This is a genomic window from Micromonospora sp. C28ISP2-4 (assembly GCF_030519385.1).
Lineage (GTDB): Bacteria > Actinomycetota > Actinomycetes > Mycobacteriales > Micromonosporaceae > Micromonospora > Micromonospora tulbaghiae.
Genome location: NZ_JAUMKG010000002.1, coordinates 502,916 through 521,017 on the forward strand (window position 1 = coordinate 502,916; position 18,102 = coordinate 521,017).

At 72.7% G+C, this 18,102-nt stretch carries 17 protein-coding genes and 1 pseudogene; 6 read left to right on the forward strand and 12 right to left on the reverse strand.

The window, feature by feature from the left end:
- Positions 1-25: 25 nt before the first annotated feature.
- The 3 genes from Q3W68_RS11095 to purN all read right to left on the reverse strand — a co-directional run bounded on the left by Q3W68_RS11095 (position 26) and on the right by purN (position 2,747).
- The gene (locus Q3W68_RS11095; protein ID WP_302905347.1) at positions 26-412 is read right to left on the reverse strand and encodes a hypothetical protein; all 387 of its coding nucleotides are present in this window, start codon (positions 410-412) and stop codon (positions 26-28) included.
- A gap of 143 nt (positions 413-555) precedes the next feature.
- The gene (gene purH / locus Q3W68_RS11100) at positions 556-2,130 is read right to left on the reverse strand and encodes a bifunctional phosphoribosylaminoimidazolecarboxamide formyltransferase/IMP cyclohydrolase (RefSeq protein WP_302905348.1); all 1,575 of its coding nucleotides are present in this window, start codon (positions 2,128-2,130) and stop codon (positions 556-558) included.
- Positions 2,127-2,747, reverse strand: coding sequence for a phosphoribosylglycinamide formyltransferase (gene purN / locus Q3W68_RS11105; protein WP_302905349.1), 621 nt, complete (start codon positions 2,745-2,747; stop codon positions 2,127-2,129). The genes purH and purN overlap by 4 nt, the downstream gene beginning before the upstream one ends.
- A 180-nt stretch (positions 2,748-2,927) precedes the next feature.
- Between purN and Q3W68_RS11110 the strand changes: the two genes are divergently transcribed.
- Both Q3W68_RS11110 and Q3W68_RS11115 read left to right on the forward strand, forming a co-directional pair.
- Positions 2,928-3,224 (forward strand): CD225/dispanin family protein, encoded by a 297-nt coding sequence (locus tag Q3W68_RS11110; RefSeq protein ID WP_121683018.1) that lies wholly within the window; start codon positions 2,928-2,930, stop codon positions 3,222-3,224.
- Positions 3,225-3,260: 36 nt separating this feature from the next.
- Positions 3,261-3,860 (forward strand): DUF4190 domain-containing protein, encoded by a 600-nt coding sequence (locus tag Q3W68_RS11115; protein ID WP_302905350.1) that lies wholly within the window; start codon positions 3,261-3,263, stop codon positions 3,858-3,860.
- A gap of 73 nt (positions 3,861-3,933) precedes the next feature.
- On the opposite strand, the gene Q3W68_RS11120 is transcribed toward Q3W68_RS11115, so the two are convergent.
- Complete coding sequence (locus tag Q3W68_RS11120; RefSeq protein WP_302905351.1) at positions 3,934-5,220, reverse strand: DUF6350 family protein; 1,287 nt, start codon at positions 5,218-5,220, stop codon at positions 3,934-3,936.
- Between the two features lie 158 nt (positions 5,221-5,378).
- Here Q3W68_RS11120 and Q3W68_RS11125 point away from each other — a divergent pair, with 158 nt between their 5' ends.
- The gene (locus Q3W68_RS11125) at positions 5,379-5,648 is read left to right on the forward strand and encodes a DUF4190 domain-containing protein (RefSeq protein WP_302905352.1); all 270 of its coding nucleotides are present in this window, start codon (positions 5,379-5,381) and stop codon (positions 5,646-5,648) included.
- Positions 5,649-5,704: 56 nt separating this feature from the next.
- Here the strand turns inward: Q3W68_RS11125 and sucD are convergent, their stop codons facing one another.
- The 3 genes from sucD to Q3W68_RS11140 form a co-directional block, all read right to left on the reverse strand.
- Complete coding sequence (sucD, locus tag Q3W68_RS11130) at positions 5,705-6,592, reverse strand: succinate--CoA ligase subunit alpha (RefSeq protein WP_121683015.1); 888 nt, start codon at positions 6,590-6,592, stop codon at positions 5,705-5,707.
- Between the two features lie 2 nt (positions 6,593-6,594).
- On the reverse strand, positions 6,595-7,773 hold the full coding sequence (gene sucC / locus Q3W68_RS11135; RefSeq protein WP_302905353.1) for an ADP-forming succinate--CoA ligase subunit beta: 1,179 nt from the start codon (positions 7,771-7,773) through the stop codon (positions 6,595-6,597).
- A gap of 475 nt (positions 7,774-8,248) precedes the next feature.
- Positions 8,249-8,653, reverse strand: a complete 405-nt coding sequence (locus Q3W68_RS11140; RefSeq protein WP_302905354.1) for a cobalamin B12-binding domain-containing protein — start codon at positions 8,651-8,653, stop codon at positions 8,249-8,251.
- Positions 8,654-9,055: 402 nt separating this feature from the next.
- Between Q3W68_RS11140 and Q3W68_RS11145 the strand changes: the two genes are divergently transcribed.
- Both Q3W68_RS11145 and Q3W68_RS11150 read left to right on the forward strand, forming a co-directional pair.
- A complete protein-coding gene (locus Q3W68_RS11145; protein WP_302905355.1) occupies positions 9,056-9,766 on the forward strand; it encodes a M23 family metallopeptidase in 711 nt (236 codons plus the stop codon).
- A gap of 250 nt (positions 9,767-10,016) precedes the next feature.
- A pseudogene (locus Q3W68_RS11150) lies at positions 10,017-10,757 on the forward strand (M23 family metallopeptidase); the annotation flags it as partial.
- 98 nt (positions 10,758-10,855) lie between these two features.
- Here the strand turns inward: Q3W68_RS11150 and Q3W68_RS11155 are convergent.
- From Q3W68_RS11155 to pcrA, 3 genes are all read right to left on the reverse strand, one after another.
- A complete protein-coding gene (locus Q3W68_RS11155) occupies positions 10,856-12,289 on the reverse strand; it encodes a hypothetical protein (protein ID WP_302905356.1) in 1,434 nt (477 codons plus the stop codon).
- Positions 12,286-12,816, reverse strand: coding sequence for a SigE family RNA polymerase sigma factor (locus Q3W68_RS11160; RefSeq protein ID WP_302905357.1), 531 nt, complete (start codon positions 12,814-12,816; stop codon positions 12,286-12,288). The genes Q3W68_RS11155 and Q3W68_RS11160 overlap by 4 nt, the downstream gene beginning before the upstream one ends.
- 104 nt (positions 12,817-12,920) lie before the next feature.
- Positions 12,921-15,314 (reverse strand): DNA helicase PcrA, encoded by a 2,394-nt coding sequence (gene pcrA / locus Q3W68_RS11165; protein ID WP_302905358.1) that lies wholly within the window; start codon positions 15,312-15,314, stop codon positions 12,921-12,923.
- Positions 15,315-15,603: 289 nt separating this feature from the next.
- Here pcrA and Q3W68_RS11170 point away from each other — a divergent pair, with 289 nt between their 5' ends.
- Positions 15,604-15,957, forward strand: coding sequence for a chorismate mutase (locus tag Q3W68_RS11170; RefSeq protein ID WP_013288519.1), 354 nt, complete (start codon positions 15,604-15,606; stop codon positions 15,955-15,957).
- 86 nt (positions 15,958-16,043) lie between these two features.
- Here the strand turns inward: Q3W68_RS11170 and Q3W68_RS11175 are convergent, their stop codons facing one another.
- Together Q3W68_RS11175 and Q3W68_RS11180 are read right to left on the reverse strand one after the other, a co-directional pair.
- The gene (locus Q3W68_RS11175) at positions 16,044-17,060 is read right to left on the reverse strand and encodes an ABC transporter ATP-binding protein (RefSeq protein WP_302905359.1); all 1,017 of its coding nucleotides are present in this window, start codon (positions 17,058-17,060) and stop codon (positions 16,044-16,046) included.
- Complete coding sequence (locus Q3W68_RS11180) at positions 17,053-18,081, reverse strand: ABC transporter ATP-binding protein (RefSeq protein ID WP_302905690.1); 1,029 nt, start codon at positions 18,079-18,081, stop codon at positions 17,053-17,055. Before Q3W68_RS11180 ends, Q3W68_RS11175 begins: the two co-directional genes overlap by 8 nt.
- Positions 18,082-18,102: the final 21 nt, after the last annotated feature.

Here is an 18,102-nt window from a genome sequence, read left to right on the forward strand (position 1 = left end):
GTGCGGGCTGCGGGTTCGGTGCGGCTCAGGCGGCCGGCGGGGCGCGGGCGGCGAGCGGACCGCGCGGCGGCAGCGGCACGACCGGCGGCCGGGGCGCGGGCACGACCGGTTCCGGCACGGCCGGTCCGGCCACGCGCGGGAGCGCGGCCGGGGCCAGGTCGTCCGGGCCGTCGGCGTAGCCGAGGCCGCCGTCGTGGTCGCGGCCCGGCCCGGCGGCAAGCTCCGACCAGGAGATTTCGGGGTACGCGACACGCAGCGCGACCGGGCTCGTTCCGCTCGCCGAGGAGGCGGCGAGCGCTTCGACGACCGCGGTGGCCGGTGCGGTGGCTGCCGGCGCGGCGGCCACTCCCAGTCCGGCCAGGACGAACGCCAGCGTGACGACGACGGCGGTCAACCGGTCGCGAACGCGCATGGCACACCTGCCGGGCTCACAGACAGCGGAGACGGTCGGTCGTCGCCGCGCACACGCTAGCAACCGCCTCCGTCGGCGGGCAACGCCACGACGTCCGGGTGCGTCAGCCGTGTGGACGACTGACGCACCCGACGCCGGACGCGTCAGTGGAAGAAGTGCCGGGTGCCGGTGAGGTACATGGTCACGCCGGCCGCCTTGCAGGCCGCGATGGTCTCCTCGTCCCGGATCGAGCCGCCGGGCTGGACGATCGCCCGCACCCCGGCGTCGATGAGGATCTGCGGGCCGTCGGCGAACGGGAAGAACGCGTCCGAGGCGCAGACCGAGCCGCGGGCCCGCTCGTCACCGGCCCGGCTGACCGCGAGCCGCGCCGAGTCCACCCGGTTGACCTGGCCCATGCCCACGCCGACTGTGGCGCCGTCACGCGCCAGCAGGATCGCGTTGCTCTTGACCGCGCGTACCGCCCGCCAGGCGAACGCCAGGTCGCGCAGCGTCGCGGAGTCGGCGGGGTCGCCGGTGGCGAGCGTCCACCCGGACGGGTCGTCGCCGGGCGCGTCGACGGCGTCCCGCATCTGCACCAGCACGCCGCCGCTGACCTGCCGCCACTCGGCCGGCCGGGTGGCGAACGCGGGCGCCCGCAGCAGGCGGATGTTCTTCTTGGCCCGCAGCACCTCCAGCGCGCCCTCGTCGAAGCCCGGCGCCACCAGCACCTCGGTGAAGATCTCCGCGACCTGACCGGCCAGCTCCACGCTCACCTGCCGGTTCACCGCGATCACGCCGCCGAAGGCGGAGACCGGGTCGCAGGCGTGCGCCTTGCGGTGCGCCTCGGCGACGTCCGCGCCGACCGCGATGCCGCACGGGTTGGCGTGCTTGATGATCGCCACCGCCGGCTGGTCCGGGAAGTCGTTCGCGGCCCGCCAGGCGGCGTCCGCGTCGACGTAGTTGTTGTAGGACATCTCCTTGCCGTGCAACTGCTCGGCCTGGGCCAGTCCGGCCGGGGCGCCCGGGTCGGTGTAGAGCGCCGCCGCCTGGTGCGGGTTCTCGCCGTACCGCAGCACCGCCTGGCGGCGCAGCGCCAGCCCGGCGAACTCCGGCCAGCCGTCCTGCGCCGGCGACACGGTGCCGGCGAACCAGTCGGCCACCGCGACGTCGTAGTCGGCGATGTCGGCGAACGCGCGGGCCGCCAGCGCCCGGCGCCGGGCCAGGGTGAAGCCGCCCTCGGCGAGCGCGGCCACCACCGCCGGGTACGCGGCCGGGTCGGTCACCACCGCCACCGAGGCGTGGTTCTTCGCCGCTGCCCGCACCATCGCGGGACCGCCGATGTCGATCTGCTCCACGCACTCGTCGGCGTCGGCACCGGAGGCGACGGTGGCCTGGAACGGGTAGAGGTTGGAGACCAGCAGGTCGATGCCGGCGATGCCGTGCTCGTCGAGCTGCGCGGCGTGCGTGTCCTTGCGCAGGTCGGCGAGGAGGCCGCCGTGGATCTTCGGGTGCAGCGTCTTGACCCGCCCGTCGAGGATCTCCGGGAAGCCGGTGACCTGCTCGACCGGCGTCACCGGCACCCCGGCGCCGGAGATCGTCGACGCGGTGCTCCCGGTCGACACGATCTCCACACCGGCCTCGTGCAGGGCGCGGGCCAGCTCGGCCAGGCCGGTCTTGTCGTAGACGCTGACGAGCGCGCGCCGGATCGGGCGGCGGCCGGCGTCCTCAGTGGCGTTCACGGGATGGTGACCTTTCTTCCGGTGATCGTCCAACCTTCACGGACCAGGCGGCCGACCTGCTCGACGAGCTGGCGCCGCTCGGCGGACTTGATGCGCTCGGTGAGCGTGTCCTCGTCGTCGTCGTCGTGCACCGGCACGGCGACCTGGGCCACGATGGGGCCGGTGTCCATGCCGGCGTCGACGAAGAACAGGGTGGCCCCGGTGACCTTGACGCCGTACGCCAGCGCGTCGCGGGGGCCGTGGATGCCGGGGAACGCCGGCAGCAGCGTGTTGTGCGTGTTGAGGTAGCGGTCGCCGAACGCGGCCAGGAACTCCGGACCGACGAGCTTGAGGAACCCGGCGCTGATGACCAGGTCGGGCCGGTGCTCGGCGACCTGCGCGGTGAGCGCCTTGTCCCAGTCGGCGCGGGTCGGGTGGTCCTTGACGCGCTCGACGAAGGACGGCACACCAGCGGCGGCGGCCCGGTCCAGGCCGGCGATCCCGTCCCGGTCGGCGCCGACGGCCACCACCCGGGCGCCGTACCGGGGATCGGCGGTGGCGTCCAGCAGCGCCTGGAGGTTGCTGCCGGAGCCGGAGACGAGGACGACGAGGCGGGCGACGGACGCGGGCTCGGTCACCGGGCAACCCTATCGGGCAGGTCAGGCGGCCCGGCCGCGGGGCGGCGGCTCATCGGGTGACCTCCCGGGCGGCGTGATCGCGGTAGGCTGCCGGTCGCCCGGTGTCCGGCCCCGTGCCCGGCCCGCACCCCCACGAAGAAACCGGCACGCAGCGTGCCGCCGGACCGAGGAGTACTCCCCATGCAGCCCGGATACCCCCCGCAGCAGCCGCAGCAGATCGACAACAACATGACGATGTCCATCGTCGCGATCTTCCTGTTCTGGCCGCTCGCGATCCCGGCCATCATCAACGCGTCGAAGGTCAACCCGCTGATCCAGCAGGGTGACTACGCGGGCGCGCAGGCCGCCGCCGCCGAGTCCAAGAAGTGGTCCAAGTGGGCCCTCATCGTCGGTCTGATCTGGATCGCCGTCATCGTGGTGGGATGTTGCCTCCTCGGCGGCCTCGCTGGTCTCGCCGGCAACAGCGGCACGAACTGACCGACAACCCGAACCCGAACTGAGGAGCACCCAGACATGCAGCCCGGTTACCCCGGACAGGACCCGTACGGCCAGCAGCCGAACCAGGACCCGAACGCCCAGCCGCACGACCCGTACGCCCAGCCGCCGCAGGCCCCGCAGTACGGCCAGCAGCCCCAGTACGGGCAGGAGCCGCAGTACGGGCAGCAGCCGCAGTACGGCCAGCAGCCGCAGTACGGCCAGCAGCCGACCTCGGGCCAGCCGTACGGCCAGCCCACCTCGGGTCAGCCCGCCTACGGCCAGGACCCGTACGCGAAGCAGCAGCCGCAGCAGCCGTACGGTGCCGCGCCGCAGTACCCGGGCGCGGGCTACCCGGCCGGGGCGGGTCAGACCCCGAACAACACGCTGGGCCTCGTGTCCATGATCCTCGGTATCGCCTCGATCCCGCTGGTCTGCTGCTTCTACCTCGGCATCCCGCTGGGTATCGCCGCTGTCGTCACCGGCTACCTGGGCCGTCAGAAGGCCGCGCAGGGGCTAGCCAACAACGACGGTCAGGCCAAGACCGGTCTGATCTGCGGCGCAATCGGCGCCGGCCTGGGCGTCATCCTGATCATCCTGGGCATCGTCGCAAACGTCAGCCTGCCGGCCCAGCCCTGATCGTCCGCTGTCCAGGGGCGTCCACCGACCGGTGGGCGCCCCTGACGCGTCAACCGGCCCCGGCGGTGGCGCGTCAGCGGGTGCGGGTCAGCGTGCGGGTGGCGGCGGCGCCGAGCACCGCGCCCACCCCGATCACGAGCGTGGCCACCGCGGCCACCGCCCAGGGCGACGGCCCGATCTCGGCCAGCCGGCCACCACCGAGCGACCCGCCGGAGGCCGCCGCGAACAGCCCCAGCAGCGCGCCCGTGACCGGTCCGGCGAGCGCGGCCGGCAGCAGCAGCGCCGGCCAGCCCACCTCGGCCCGTTCCTCGGCCGCAGCGCGCAGCAGCCGCCGGGCCAGCAGCCAGCCGGCCGCCATCGCGGCCAGCACCGGCACGGCCAGCAGCGCGCCACCCAGCCCGTCCATCGGGCCGCGCGGCAGGCCGGCCAGCAACGGTACGGCCGGCAGCGCGCCGACGGAGACCTCACTCGTACGGACGGCGGTGTCGGTGCCGACAGCGAACCCGGGACCGAGCAGATAGCTTGCCGACCAGGCGGTGGCGTTGGGCGCGTAGGCGAGGCTGACCAGGGTGATGCCGGCCTGACCGGCCACCCCGGTCCGGTACGCCCCGATCATGTCGGCCGCGTCGCCGCCACCGGTGGCCACCGCCAGTCCGGCCGCGCCGGCGCCCGCGCCGCACAACAGCAGCGCCGCCACCAGTCCGGTGCGCAGACCGTCGCGCAGTGCCGGTGCGCAGCGCGCGGCCAGCAGCGCCCACACACCGGTGGTGCGCAGTGCGCCGGCCAGGGCGCCGGGTACGCCGAACGCGGCGAACGTGAGCGCGGCGGTGAGCGGGGAGACCCGCAGGCCGCCCGCGTCGACAGCGAACGCGGCGAGCGCGCCGAGCAGCGCGTACCCGATGCCGACCGCGACCGCGACGGTGAGCGCCTGGCGGGGCGAGCCGGTCCCGCGCGCGCCGACGGCCCGGGTGACGTGCACCCCGGCGCGGGTGAGCCGCCAGACGGCGAGCGCGCTGAGCGCGAGCGGCGCCAGGCCGAGCGACCCGGCGGTGGTCTGCAACGGCACCCCGTGCCCGAGCAGCCATCCGGCCAGGCCGGCGCGCAACGCGCCGCCGAACGACCCGGCGTCCTCGCTGAGCTGGGCGAGGCCCAGCACGGCGGAGACCGGCAGCCAGGAGGTCAGCGCCGCCCAGAGCGCGGCCACCCCGGCGGCGACCGGCAGCGGGGCCCGGCTGCGGGGCTCCTCACCCGATCGGGGCGCGGGCACCCGGGCGGCCGGGCGGGCACGGCCGGGCGGCCGGGCGCCGGCGGGGGGACCGGTGGCCGGACGGCGGGGCTGGTCAGGGGTGACGCGTGACATCGTGTCTACTCTGGCACGCCGCGCGGAGGACGGCAGTCCGATACCCGGTCGGCAGCGTGGCGAGTTCGCCGAACCCCGGTCCGACGGCGGTGATCCGGTCTAGCCTCGGCCTCAGACGCGACCGTTCCTGTCGCGGCGCCGACCGCTCGGAGGAAGCCGTGCACGCTCCGTACCCGCCGCCCCCGCCGCCACCGGCCGCCGGCCGGGACCGGACCACGCTCTGGGGCGTCCTCGGCATCGTCTTCGGCCTGTTCTGCTGCGGGATCCTGGGCATCGTCTTCGGGGCGCTGTCGATCCGCGACGCCCGGCGCAACGGCAGGTCGCAGCTGCTCGGCTGGCTGGCGATCGCGTTCGGTGTGATCAACATCGTCGCCAGCGCCATCGTGCGCGCCCGGGGCAACTCGTACTACCCGTACTGGTACCGCTGAACGCGAGGGGGCCGACCGGTTCCCCGGTCGGCCCCCTCGGCACGTCGCTCGACCGCTCAGCGGCCGGACATGATCTCCCGCATCAGGTTGGCGGTCTCGGTCGGGGTCTTGCCGACCTTGACGCCCACCGCCTCCAGCGCCGCCTTCTTGGCGTCGGCGGTGCCCGCCGAGCCCGAGATGATCGCGCCGGCGTGGCCCATGGTCTTGCCGGGCGGGGCGGTGAAGCCGGCGATGTAGCCGACCACCGGCTTGGTGACGTTGGCCTTGATGAACTCGGCCGCCCGCTCCTCGGCGTCGCCGCCGATCTCACCGATCATGACGATCGCGTCGGTCTCCGGGTCCGCCTCGAAGGCGGCCAGGGCGTCGATGTGGGTGGTGCCGATGATCGGGTCACCGCCGATGCCGACGCAGGTGGAGAAGCCGATGTCGCGCAGCTCGTACATCATCTGGTAGGTCAGCGTGCCGCTCTTGCTGACCAGGCCGATGCGGCCGGAGCCGGTGATGTCGGCCGGGATGATGCCGGCGTTGGACGCGCCCGGCGAGGCGATGCCCGGGCAGTTCGGGCCGATGATCCGGGTGCGCTCGCCCTTGGACTTGTTGTACGCCCAGAACGCGGCGGTGTCGTGCACCGGCACGCCCTCGGTGATCACCACGGCCAGGTCGATGCCGGCGTCGATCGCCTCGACCACAGCGGCCTTGGTGAACTGCGGCGGTACGAAGATGACGGTGACGTCCGCGCCGGTCTCCTTCATCGCGTCCGCGACGGAGGCGAAGACGGGCAGCTCGGTGCCGTCGAAGTCGACAGTGGTGCCGGCCTTGCGCGGGTTGACGCCGCCGACCACGTTGGTGCCGGCGGCGAGCATCCGCCGGGTGTGCTTGGAACCCTCGGAACCGGTCATCCCCTGCACGATGACCTTGGAGTCCTTGGTCAGCCAGATAGCCATTGTCAGACCCCCGCAGCTGCCAGCTCGGCGGCCCGCTCGGCCGCGCCGTCCATGGTGTCGACCCGCTGGATCAGCGGGTTGGCCGCGCCGTCGAGGATCGCCCGACCGGCCTCGGCGTTGTTGCCGTCGAGGCGGACGACGAGCGGCTTGGTGGCCGTCTCGCCGCGCTGCTCCAGCAGCGCCAGCGCCTGCACGATGCCGTTGGCGACCGCGTCACAGGCGGTGATGCCGCCGAAGACGTTCACGAAGACGCTCTTGACCGACGGGTCGGACAGGACGATCTCCAGGCCGTTCGCCATCACCTCGGCGCTCGCGCCGCCGCCGATGTCGAGGAAGTTGGCCGGCTTGACGCCGCCGTGCCGCTCGCCCGCGTACGCGACCACGTCGAGCGTGGACATGACCAGGCCCGCGCCGTTGCCGATGATGCCGACCTCGCCGTCGAGCTTGACGTAGTTGAGGTCCTTGGCCTTCGCGGCCTGCTCCAGCGGGTCCACCGACGCCTGGTCGACCAGGGCCTCGTGGTCCGGGTGCCGGAACGCGGCGTTCTCGTCCAGGGTGACCTTGGCGTCCAGGAGCAGCAGTTTGCCGTCCTTGGTGGTGGCCAGCGGGTTCACCTCGACGAGCGTGGCGTCCTCGGCCACGAACGCCTGCCACAGCTTGACCGCGACCTCGACCACCTGGTCGGCGACCTCGGCCGGGAAGCCGGCCGCGGTGACGATCTCGCGCACCTTCGCCTCGTCCACGCCGGTGTTGGCGTCGATCGGCGCCTTCACGACCCGCTCCGGGGTCTCGGCCGCGACCTGCTCGATGTCCATACCGCCGGCCACGCTGGCGATGCAGAGGAAGGTGCGGTTCGCCCGGTCGAGCAGATAAGAGAAGTAGTACTCCTCGGCCACGTCCGCGGTCACGGTGATCATGACCTTGTGGACGGTGTGACCCTTGATGTCCATGCCGAGGATGTCGGTGGCCCGGGCCACCGTCTCCTCCGCGCCCTCGGCCAGCTTCACGCCGCCGGCCTTGCCGCGGCCACCGACCTTCACCTGCGCCTTGACGACCACCCGGCCGCCGAGGCGTTCGGCGATCGCGCGGGCCTCCTCCGGGGTCGTGGCGACGCCGCCGGCGAGCACGGGCAAGCCGTGCCGCTCGAACAGGTCCCGCCCCTGGTACTCGTACAGGTCCACGTTTGCGCGTCCCGTCCCGTCTCCGCGGCGCGCCGTCGCGCCGCCACCAGCTTCGGAAAATCAGTTTGACGCCTGTCATCAGATGAGACAGGCCATTTGCCGCAGCCTAACGAGATGGGGACGGGCGGCAACCGAGCGGGTGCGGGGTGTGCGGTAATGCACAGGCCGGGGTCGGCCGGGCCGGTCACCGCCGTGCCGGAGCACGCGGGCGTCAGCCGTCCGGGGGATGTCCGGGCCGGGGCGTAACCGCCCGTCGGGGGCGTCGTTGAGTGTGATGTCGGCGCGCTGGTCAAGCGCGGCGACGGGAGCGGCCGATGCCCTGTCGGTCGAGGGGTGGCGGCGGGGCATCGTGCATAGAGGGGCCGGGCGTGTGAGGGGTGCGTCCGGCCCCTCCCCCGTGCCCGGAGCCGGAAACACCGGTACTGGAAGCGCCGGAGCCGGAAGCCGGAGCCGGAACGGCGGGATCGCGGCCGGGTCAGCCGACCGGCTGGGCGACGTTCGCCCGCACCCACTCAACGATCGACCCGGTGGTGGCGCCCGGAGTGAAGATCTTCGCGACGCCGAGCCGCTCCAGCTCCGGGATGTCGGCCTCGGGGATGATGCCGCCGCCGAACACCACGATGTCGGTGGCGTCGCGCTCGGCGAGCAGTTCGACGACGCGCTTGAACAGCGTCATGTGCGCGCCGGAGAGCACGGAGAGGCCGACCGCGTCCGCGTCCTCCTGGATCGCGGTCTCGACGATCTGCTCGGGCGTCTGGTGCAGGCCGGTGTAGATGACCTCCATGCCCGCGTCCCGCAGGGCGCGTGCGACGACCTTCGCGCCCCGGTCGTGGCCGTCCAGGCCGGGCTTCGCGACGACGACCCGGATACGAGAGCTCATCTGCGCACACCTTTCACCGGCACTCCTGACCTGAACGAACGGTAACCCGGCCGGGCGGGAGGCGGGAAGCCGGGCCGGACCTTCCCACATACGAGCCGTCCCCCTACCGCCCACCCGGGTACGCGGAAAGCCGGACACCTCCGCCGTTCGGTCACTGTCCGCGACGAATGGGCAGTGAACAGGCCATCCGACCGGCGGCACGAGATATGACAAGGTCGGATGGAATTGGACATAACGAATCAGCATTTCGGCGCTTCGGCTTGTGACAGGAGTGGCGGTTGGCTAACGTGTCCACGGTTGTCATCGAGTCCACGGACGGGTGACGACGCGACACCGGAGGTTCAACCGAGTTTCACCGAACGGTCCGGAGTCGCATCGGATCCCCGACAACGGAGGGTGTGCGTGCGCCAGCGCCTGTCGTCTGAGCCCGATCGCTATCGAGGCCGCCGCCGCGTACCCACCCCCCCGCGGAGCCGCTACGCCGCGGTGGTCACCACCGCGTTCGTCGGCGCCGGCATCGTCGCCATCGGCGCGAACGCCCTTCCCGACGCCAAGAGCGTCAGCCCTTCGGTCCTCGACGAGCTCCGGCAGGCCTCGGTCGCCAGCCAGGACGCCGCCGACCGCGGCAAGAGCGCGGACACCGCCTCCCGTTCCGACCGCTCCGACAGCAGGGCCGCCGAGCAGGACCCGTGGCTCCTGCCGCTGCACGGCTACGACTTCAAGTCCCCGTACGGCATGCGCTGGGGCAAGCTGCACACCGGCATCGACCTGGTCGCCCCGGAGGGCACGCCCTACAAGGCGGTCCACGCCGGCACCGTCACCAAGGCCGGCTGGTTCGGCGGCTACGGCTACGCCGTCATCGTCAAGCACTCCGACGGCAGCGAGGCCATCTACGGCCACTCCTCCGCGGTGACGGTCAAGGAGGGCCAGGAGGTGAAGGCCGGCGACCAGCTCGGCCTGGTCGGCAACACCGGCCACTCCTACGGCTCCCACCTGCACCTGGAGATCCATGTCAAGGGCCAGCCGCAGGACCCGGTGGCGTTCCTCAAGGACCGCGGAGTGGACATTCAGCTCGAAGTCGAGGAAGTTTACAGCGACGTAGCCGCGTCCTGACGCTCCGTACGCCCCTTCACCGCCCGGATCGCATGGTCCGGGCGGTTTCGTCTGCGCCGATGTCTGCCAGGTCACACCGCCAGGTGTGAGCGGCAGCACAGGGGCTGATGATCGTCTCTTCGGCCGAACCGGCCGGCCGGTCTGAAACCGGACGGGCGGTGGAGGCCGGGCCATCGCCTCCACACCCCCCGATACCCGCTGCGACCTGCACCGACACCAGTATTTCGAGGTCACGTGCCCCTCGAAACCGATGAAGGATCCCGTGCAGCACAGCAGCCCCACCCCGGACAACGCTCCCGCCCGGCATCGGCGCCCGCGCCGCGCCCGGCGCACCGTTTACGTGGTCACCGGCGCGGTGGCCCTGCTCGGCCTCGGCATCGGTGGCGTGGTCGCCACCACCGCCCCGTCCGACCCGACGCCCGCCGCCGTCGACCTCGGCGCAGCGGCCCGCGCCGACGACGCCGCCCGCGCCGACCGCTCGGCCCGCGAGCCGGTCACCCCGTCCGCCGTACCGGCCAGCCCCTCGCCGAGCCCGAGCGCGACCACGACCACCCCGGCGCCGAAGAAGACGGCGACCGCGAAACCCAAGCCCAAGCCGAAGAAGAAGACAGCGGCGAAGAAGCCGGCCTGGGTCGTCCCGATGAAGGGCGCCGACATCACGTCCTGCTACGGGCCCCGCTGGGGCACCCAGCACGCCGGCATCGACTTCGCCATGCCGGCCGGCACGCCGATCCACGCCGCCGCGGCGGGCACCGTGGTCAAGGCCGGCGACGTGGGCGACGGCTACGGCATCTCGGTCTTCATCGACCACCACAACGGCTACCTGACCCACTACGCCCACCAGAGCCGGCTCGCCGTCGCCGTGGGCGACACGGTCAAGGCCGGTGAGGTCATCGGCTACGAGGGCTCCACCGGCGACTCCACCGGCCCGCACCTGCACTTCGAGGTGCATCAGGGCGCGATGTGGAACCAGATCGACCCGGCGCCGTTCCGGCGCCCGGGGCATCGGCGATGGCCTGCTGACCGCGGGCGATCCTTCGGCGTGGCCGAGCCGTCTCGGCTCGGCCACGCCTGCGATTTCGTCGGGAGTCACCCGGGGTGGCCCGGGTGGTCGCCCGGCAGACCCGACATGTCGGCCTCCACCGGCGGCACCGGAGTGGTGCCGAGGACGCTGCCGTCGGTGGCGTACGCGGTGAGGGTGGCCGGCTGGTCCGGTGGCACCCGGGTGATGCCGGCGTTCGACGCGTCGAGCGTGACGGCGACCGGGGATGCGCCGCCGACCGTGACCGTGACCCGGGCCGCGTCCGGCGGGGCGACCACCCGCACCTGGCCGGTGGGCGGACGAGTGCCGTCGTCGGCGCGGATCCGCCAGCCGATCGGCCTCCGGTCGGCGCCCTCCGCCGGCAGCAGCAGCCGCAGGTCGATCCACCAGCCGGTGCGGTCGTCGCCGTGCATGGCGTACGCGATCACCCCGCCGCCCCGGTGCTGCACGGTGAGCAGCGCGGCGGGCCGGCCGACCTCGCTGCCCGACCACCGCACCCGTACCGTCGTCCCGGCCACCGGGAGGCGACTGTCGAGGAGTGCCCATCCGACGACCTCGCGCAGGTCGGCGTCGGCCAGCGGCGTGCCTCGGGCGCCCCGCCGGGCGGCGGTGAGCAGGACGTCCATCTCCCGCGCGGTCGGGTCGAGCCCGGCATACGGACCGCCGCCCAGGCCGCCTTGGAAGAGCACACGGTTGTCGCCGCTGACCCGGACGACGGGTTCGCGCCGCAGCGGTCCGGGGGGCAGGACGACGAACCCGACCCCGCTGCCGTCCGCCCTCGCGATGTCCTCGTACTCCAGCGTTCCCCTCGGCGTGTACCGAGGGTCGCCGCTGATCGTCACAGTTGATTCCGCGGGCCCGACGACGACCGCGAATGCGCCCCCGTCCGGACCGGCCTGCATCAGAGTCATGACCGGGTCGTCGACGCCCTCGCTGTGACCGGCGTAGCGCATCTGCCCGGCGCCGGCCCCGGCCGGGCCCACGTACCAGACCAGCGCCTCCTTGGTGAGCAGGCCGAACCGCAGCGGCACGGCCACCAGCGCGACCCGGCGGCCCGGCTGGTCACTGCCGTAGAGCAGACGGATCCGGGCGCGATCGCCGACCTTCCACAAGCCGGCCGGCTTCGAGCCGCCCAGTGAGGTGGGCGCGCCCATCACCGGATCGGCGCTGATCCGCTCCCGCAGCGAGTCCAGCCAGGCCCGATCGCCTGCCAGCGCGCCGCGGGGCGGCGCGTCGAGCAGCGCCGCCGGTGCGGCGGCGACCGCGATGCCGGGCGCCCAGCCCGGGAGGGGCACCACGTTGGCCTGGACCCCGACGAGCGCGGCCACGACCGCTGCCACCGCCGTCCGGATCAGCCGGTTGCGCCGGTGCCGTCGCTCGCGCCGGGCAAACCCCGGCCACGGGTCCTCGGGTACGCCGACACCGTGCGCGGCCTGGCACAGCGCCGGACCGAGCGTCGAACGGGCGAAGTTCTCGGTCATGCGGGGTCCTCCTGAAGCCGTACCGGTGATGCGGGGCCGGGCGGGGCGAACTCCGCCCGCAGCCGGGCCAGCCCGCGCGACGCCTGGCTCTTCACCGAGCCGACGGAGCAGCCGAGAACCCGGGCGGTGTCCGCCTCGCTGAGATCCTCGAAGTAGCGCAGCACCAGAACGGCCTGGGTTCTGGGCGGCAACCGGCGCAGCGCCATGAGCAGCAGTCGCCGCTCCTCCACCTGCGCATAGGGGTCCGGCACCGGCGCGCTGTCGGTGGTCAGCAACGGCACCTCCAGCGGCCGTCGCCGGCGCCGCCAGGAGATGGCCGTGTTGACCATCGCCCGGCGTACGTAGACCTCGGGGGCGTCCCTGCGCAGCACCCTCCCCCAGCGCCGATGGGTCTTCTCCAGCGCCGACTGGACCAGGTCCTCGGCTGTCCCCCGGTCGCCGGTCAGCAGGTAGGCGGTGCGGACCAGCCTTCCCCACTGTCCTTTGACGAACAGCCGGAACTGTTCGTCGTCCTCGTCGCGACTCACGCCACCTCCAGGTCGCATCCGTCTCGCGTCCACGAGCGGATGCAGAGGAAGACGCGACCGGCGACGCCCGGGTTGAGTGCTGCCGGGTTATGACCGCCTGACGCTCAGAGCTTGTCGATCGGGGCGTGCCGCAGCACCAGCCACATGGTCTGGTCGCCGAAGTCGATCTGGGCCCGGGCGCCCGGCCCGGCGCCCTCCACCGCCAGCACCCGGCCCAGGCCGTACCGCTGGTGGTTGACCCGGTCGCCCACCGAGACCTTCGGGGCCTGCTTCAGCTCGCTCGCGGTGGCCAGGCGGCTGGCGTCCACGCCCAGCCGCTTCGCCAGCTCGGTCGCCTTGGGCGTGCCGCCGGCGAAGCCGCCGCGGCCCAGCCGGTCCGCCCGGCCGCCGACGCCACCGCCTCCGCCGCCCCACGAGGTGTACGACCCCTCGGTGCGCTCCCAGCGGACCAGCTCCGGGGGCAGCTCCTCCAGGAACCGCGACGGCGGGTTGTAGGCGGGCGCGCCCCACGCCGACCGGGTCACCGCGCGGGACAGGTAGAGACGCTGGCGGGCCCGGGTGATGCCGACGTACGCCAGCCGCCGCTCCTCCTCCAGCTCACGGGTGTCGCCGAGCGAGCGCAGGTGCGGGAAGACGCCGTCCTCCAGGCCGGTCAGGAAGACCACCGGGAACTCCAGGCCCTTGGCGGTGTGCAGCGTCATCAGCGTGACGACACCCTGATGGTCCGGGTCGTCGGAGGGGATCTGGTCGGCGTCGGCGACGAGCGCCACCTGCTCCAGGAAGCCGGCGAGCGTGGCCCGCTCGTCGTCGGCGCCGAGCGCCTCGATCCGCTCGGTGTACTCCCGGGCGACGCTCACCAGTTCCTGGAGGTTGTCCACCCGCCCGGCGTCCTGCGGGTCGAGGCTCTCCTCCAGCTCGGCCAGGTAGCCCGAGCGGGTCAGCACCGCCTCCAGCACCTCCTCCGGCGTGCCGGTGTCGGCCAGCTCCCGCGCCGCGTCGAGCAGCGCGACGAACTCGGCGATGCCGTTCGCCGCCCGGGTGGAGATGCCCGGTGCGTCCTTGGCCCGGCGCAGCGCGGCGCCGAAGGAGATGCGGTCCCGAGCGGCCAGCGCCTCCACGCACGCCTCGGCGCGCTCGCCGATGCCCCGGCGCGGGGTGTTGAGCACCCGGCGCAGGCTGACCGTGTCGTCGTCGTTCACCACCGCGCGCAGGTACGCGAGCGCGTCGCGGACCTCCTTGCGCTCGTAGAAGCGCACCCCGCCGACCACCTTGTAGGGCAGGCCGACCCGGATGAACACCTCCTCGAACACCCGGGACATGGCGTTGGTGCGGTAGAACACCGCCACGTCACCCGGGCGGGTCTCGCCCTCGTCGACCAGCCGGTCGATCTCCCGGGCCACCCAGTCGGCCTCGGCGTGCTCGGTGTCGGCGACGTACCCGACGATCTGCTCGCCGGACCCGGCGTCGCTCCACAGCCGCTTCGGCTTCCGGGAGGTGTTCCGGTCGATCACCGCGTTGGCCGCGTTCAGGATGGTCTGGGTCGAGCGGTAGTTCTGCTCCAGCAGGATCGTGCGGGCGTCGGTGAAGTCCCTCTCGAACTCCAGGATGTTGCGGATGGTCGCGCCGCGGAACGCGTAGATCGACTGGTCGGCGTCACCGACCACGCACAGCTCGGCCGGCGGGATCCCCTCGGTCCCGGAGACCAGCTCCTTGATCAGCACGTACTGGGCGTGGTTGGTGTCCTGGTATTCGTCCACCAGCACGTGCCGGAACCGGCGCCGGTAGCTCTCCGCCACGTGCGGGTGCGACTGGAGCAGGTGCACAGTCGTCATGATCAGGTCGTCGAAGTCCAGCGCGTGCGCCTCGCGCAGCCGCCGCTGGTAGAGCGTGTACGCCTCGGCCAGCGCCCGCTCGTTCGGCCCCTTGGCCCGGCCGGCGAACTCCTCCGGGTCGACCAGCTCGTTCTTCAGGTTCGACACCTGGGCGGCCAGGCCCCGGGCCGGGTAGCGCTTCGGATCCAGGTCCAGCTCGCGGGCGACCATCTGCATCAACCGGCGCGAGTCGTCCGCGTCGTAGATCGAGAACGTCGACTTCAGGCCGGCGTGCTCGTGCTCGGCGCGCAGGATGCGTACGCAGGCGGAGTGGAACGTCGAGACCCACATGAGCCGGGCGCGCGGGCCGACCAGCGCGGCCACCCGCTCCTTCATCTCACCGGCGGCCTTGTTGGTGAACGTGATCGCGATGATCTCGCCGGGGTGCACGTCGCGGGCGGCGAGCAGGTAGGCGATCCGGTTGGTCAGCACCCGGGTCTTGCCGGAACCGGCGCCGGCCACGATCAGCAGCGGGGAGCCGGCGTGGGTCACCGCGTCCCGTTGGGGGCCGTTCAGGCCGTCGAGGAGGGCGCCCGGGTCCGACCCGGCGCCCCCGGGACGGCGCGGCGGGGTCGGCCGGGACTCCGGCGCGGGCGGGGACGCGGGAATGTCGAAGAGAGGATGCATCGCAGCCCGAGTCTATGCCGCCGGGCGGACACTTCCCCGCCCGCGCCACCGCTGCGCGCACGCCGTCACGTCTCACCTGTTGGTGCGTCTTCTTGCGCGCCCGCCCACGTGGTCGGCATACTCGACGACGTGTTCGATCAGCGCTTCTACTTTTACTACGGCACCGGGAGTCCGGCAGCCGTGGGTCGCGCCTGATCACAGACCTACGAAACGCCCCGGGCTCCCCAGAGCCCGGGGCGTTTTCGTTCCGGGATCCGGGTACCGGGCCCGAGCCCCGAGAGGGACGACGATGATGACTGACGTGGTGGAGTCCAGCGGCAGCCTGGCGCGGCACGACCGGCCGGCCGGCGGCGACCCGACCGGGGCCGCGGCGGCCCGGACCGGCACCGACGACGCGGCGGCGGCGGAGCGGATCGGCGAGATCCGGCGGCGGATCGACGAGATCGACCGCACCCTCATCGCGCTCTGGCAGGAGCGGGCCGCGCTCTCCCAGGAGGTCGGTGCGACCCGGATGGCGTCCGGCGGCACCCGGCTGGTGCTCTCCCGCGAGCGGGAGATCCTGGAGCGGTTCCGGTCCGAGCTCGGCGCGGACGGCACCCAGCTCGCGCTCCTGCTGCTGCGCGCGGGCCGCGGCCCGCTGTGACGCCCACGCAGACGCGGTGACGGCCACGGAGACGACGAACCGCCTGCCGGCGTCGTCATCGACGCCGGCAGGCGGTCAGGTTCGGATCAGGCCACCTCGTGGGTGGCGACGATCTCCCGCTTCTCCGCGAAGTGGCAGGCGCTCGGGTGGTCCGAGCCCGGCCGGATCTGGAGCAGCGGCACCTCCTGGGCACAGACGTCCTGCGCCTTCCAGCACCGGGTGCGGAACCGGCAGCCCGAGGGCGGGCTGACCGGCGACGGCACGTCGCCCTGGAGCCGGATGATCGCCTTGCTCTCCCGCACGGTCGGGTCCGGCACCGGCACCGCCGACAGCAGCGCCTGGGTGTACGGGTGGGTCGGCCGCTCGTAGATCTCGTCCTCGGTGCCGACCTCCACCATCTTGCCCAGGTACATCACGGCGACCCGGTCGGAGAGGTGCCGCACCACGGACAGGTCGTGGGCGATGAAGACGTACGACAGCCCGAACTCGGCCTGGAGCTTCTCCAGCAGGTTCATCACCTGGGCCTGGATCGACACGTCCAGGGCGGAGACCGGCTCGTCGCAGACGATCACCTCGGGCCGCAGCGCCAGCGCCCGGGCGATGCCGATGCGCTGCCGCTGACCGCCGGAGAACTGGTGCGGGTACCGGTTGATGTGCTCCGGGTTGAGGCCGACCAGGTCGAGCAGCTCCTTGACCTTGCTGCGCCGGCTGCCGCGCGGGGCCACCTCGGGGTGGATCTCGAACGGCTCGCCGATCAGGTCACCCACAGTCATCCGGGGGTTCAGCGAGGTGTACGGGTCCTGCATCACCAGCTGGATCTGCCGGCGCAGCCGCCGCAGCGCGCCACCGGAGAGCTTGGAGATGTCCTGGCCCTTGTAGAGCACCTGGCCGCCGGTCGGCTTCTCCAGGTTCATCAGCACCCGGGCGAGCGTCGACTTGCCGCAGCCGGACTCGCCGACCACGCCGAGCGTCTCGCCGGCCTTGAGGTCGAAGGAGACGCCGTCGACCGCCTTGACGTGGCCGATGGTCTTCTTGAACACCACACCCCGGGTCACGGGGTAGTGCTTGACCAGGTCACGGACCTCGATGATGTTCTCAGTCACGGTTCACCAGCTCCTCGGCGAAGTGGCAGGCGCTGGCCCGGCCGTTGCCCAGTTGCAGCAGCGGCGGGACCTTCTCCCGGCACACCGGCTGCGCCATCGGGCAGCGCGGGTTGAACGCGCAGCCCGTCGGGATGTTCATCAGATTCGGCGGGAGGCCCTTGATGGTGCGGAGCTCCTGGCCCTTCTCGTCCATGCGTGGGATCGAGTTGAGCAGGCCGAGCGTGTACGGGTGCGCCGGCTTGCGGTACAGGTCGTAGACGTCGGCTTCCTCGACGATCCGGCCGGCGTACATGACCGCGATCCGGTCCGCGACGTCGGCGACCACGCCGAGGTCGTGGGTGATCAGGATCATGCCCATCTGCCGTTCCCGCTGGAGCTCGCCGAGCAGGTCCATGATCTGGGCCTGCACGGTCACGTCGAGCGCGGTGGTCGGCTCGTCGGCGATCAGCACCTCGGGGTCCAGCGCCAGCGACATGGCGATCATGGCGCGCTGCCGCATTCCGCCGGAGAACTGGTGCGGGTAGTTGCTGAACCGGCCCTTGGCGTTGGGGATCTTCACCTGGTCGAGCATCTCGATCGCGCGCTTCTTGGCGTCCGAGCGGCTCATGCCGCGCCGGATGCGGAACTGCTCCGCGATCTGGAAGCCGACGGTGAAAACCGGGTTGAGGGCCGAGAGCGAGTCCTGGAAGATCATGGCGATGCCCTCGCCCCGGATCCGCCGCCGCTGCTCGGCGGACATGGTGAGCATGTCCTTGCCGTGGAAGCGGACCTTACCGCCGGTGACGAAGCCGGGCGGGGTGTCCAGGATGCCCATGATGGTCTGCGCGGTGACGCTCTTGCCGGAGCCGGACTCGCCGAGCACGGCGAGGGTCTCCCCCGCGTCGACGTGGTACGTGACTCCGTTGATGACCTTGGCGACGCCGTCCCGGGTGCGGAACTCCACCCGCAGGTCGTCGACCTCGAGCAGGCGGCCCGAGGGGCGGCCGGATCCGTCGGCGCCCGGCGCGGACTGCTCGGACACGAGAATGTCGGACAACTCAGT

Coding starts and splice junctions, on each gene's coding strand:
- Q3W68_RS11140 (WP_302905354.1), bottom strand. CDS start 8,653: ATGAGCTCTCGTATCCGGGTCGTCGTCGCGAAGCCCGGCCTGGACGGC.
- Q3W68_RS11115 (WP_302905350.1), top strand. CDS start 3,261: ATGCAGCCCGGTTACCCCGGACAGGACCCGTACGGCCAGCAGCCGAAC.
- Q3W68_RS11155 (WP_302905356.1), bottom strand. CDS start 12,289: ATGACCGAGAACTTCGCCCGTTCGACGCTCGGTCCGGCGCTGTGCCAG.
- pcrA (WP_302905358.1), bottom strand. CDS start 15,314: ATGCATCCTCTCTTCGACATTCCCGCGTCCCCGCCCGCGCCGGAGTCC.
- Q3W68_RS11095 (WP_302905347.1), bottom strand. CDS start 412: ATGCGCGTTCGCGACCGGTTGACCGCCGTCGTCGTCACGCTGGCGTTC.
- Q3W68_RS11110 (WP_121683018.1), top strand. CDS start 2,928: ATGCAGCCCGGATACCCCCCGCAGCAGCCGCAGCAGATCGACAACAAC.
- sucD (WP_121683015.1), bottom strand. CDS start 6,592: ATGGCTATCTGGCTGACCAAGGACTCCAAGGTCATCGTGCAGGGGATG.
- Q3W68_RS11120 (WP_302905351.1), bottom strand. CDS start 5,220: ATGTCACGCGTCACCCCTGACCAGCCCCGCCGTCCGGCCACCGGTCCC.
- Q3W68_RS11170 (WP_013288519.1), top strand. CDS start 15,604: ATGATGACTGACGTGGTGGAGTCCAGCGGCAGCCTGGCGCGGCACGAC.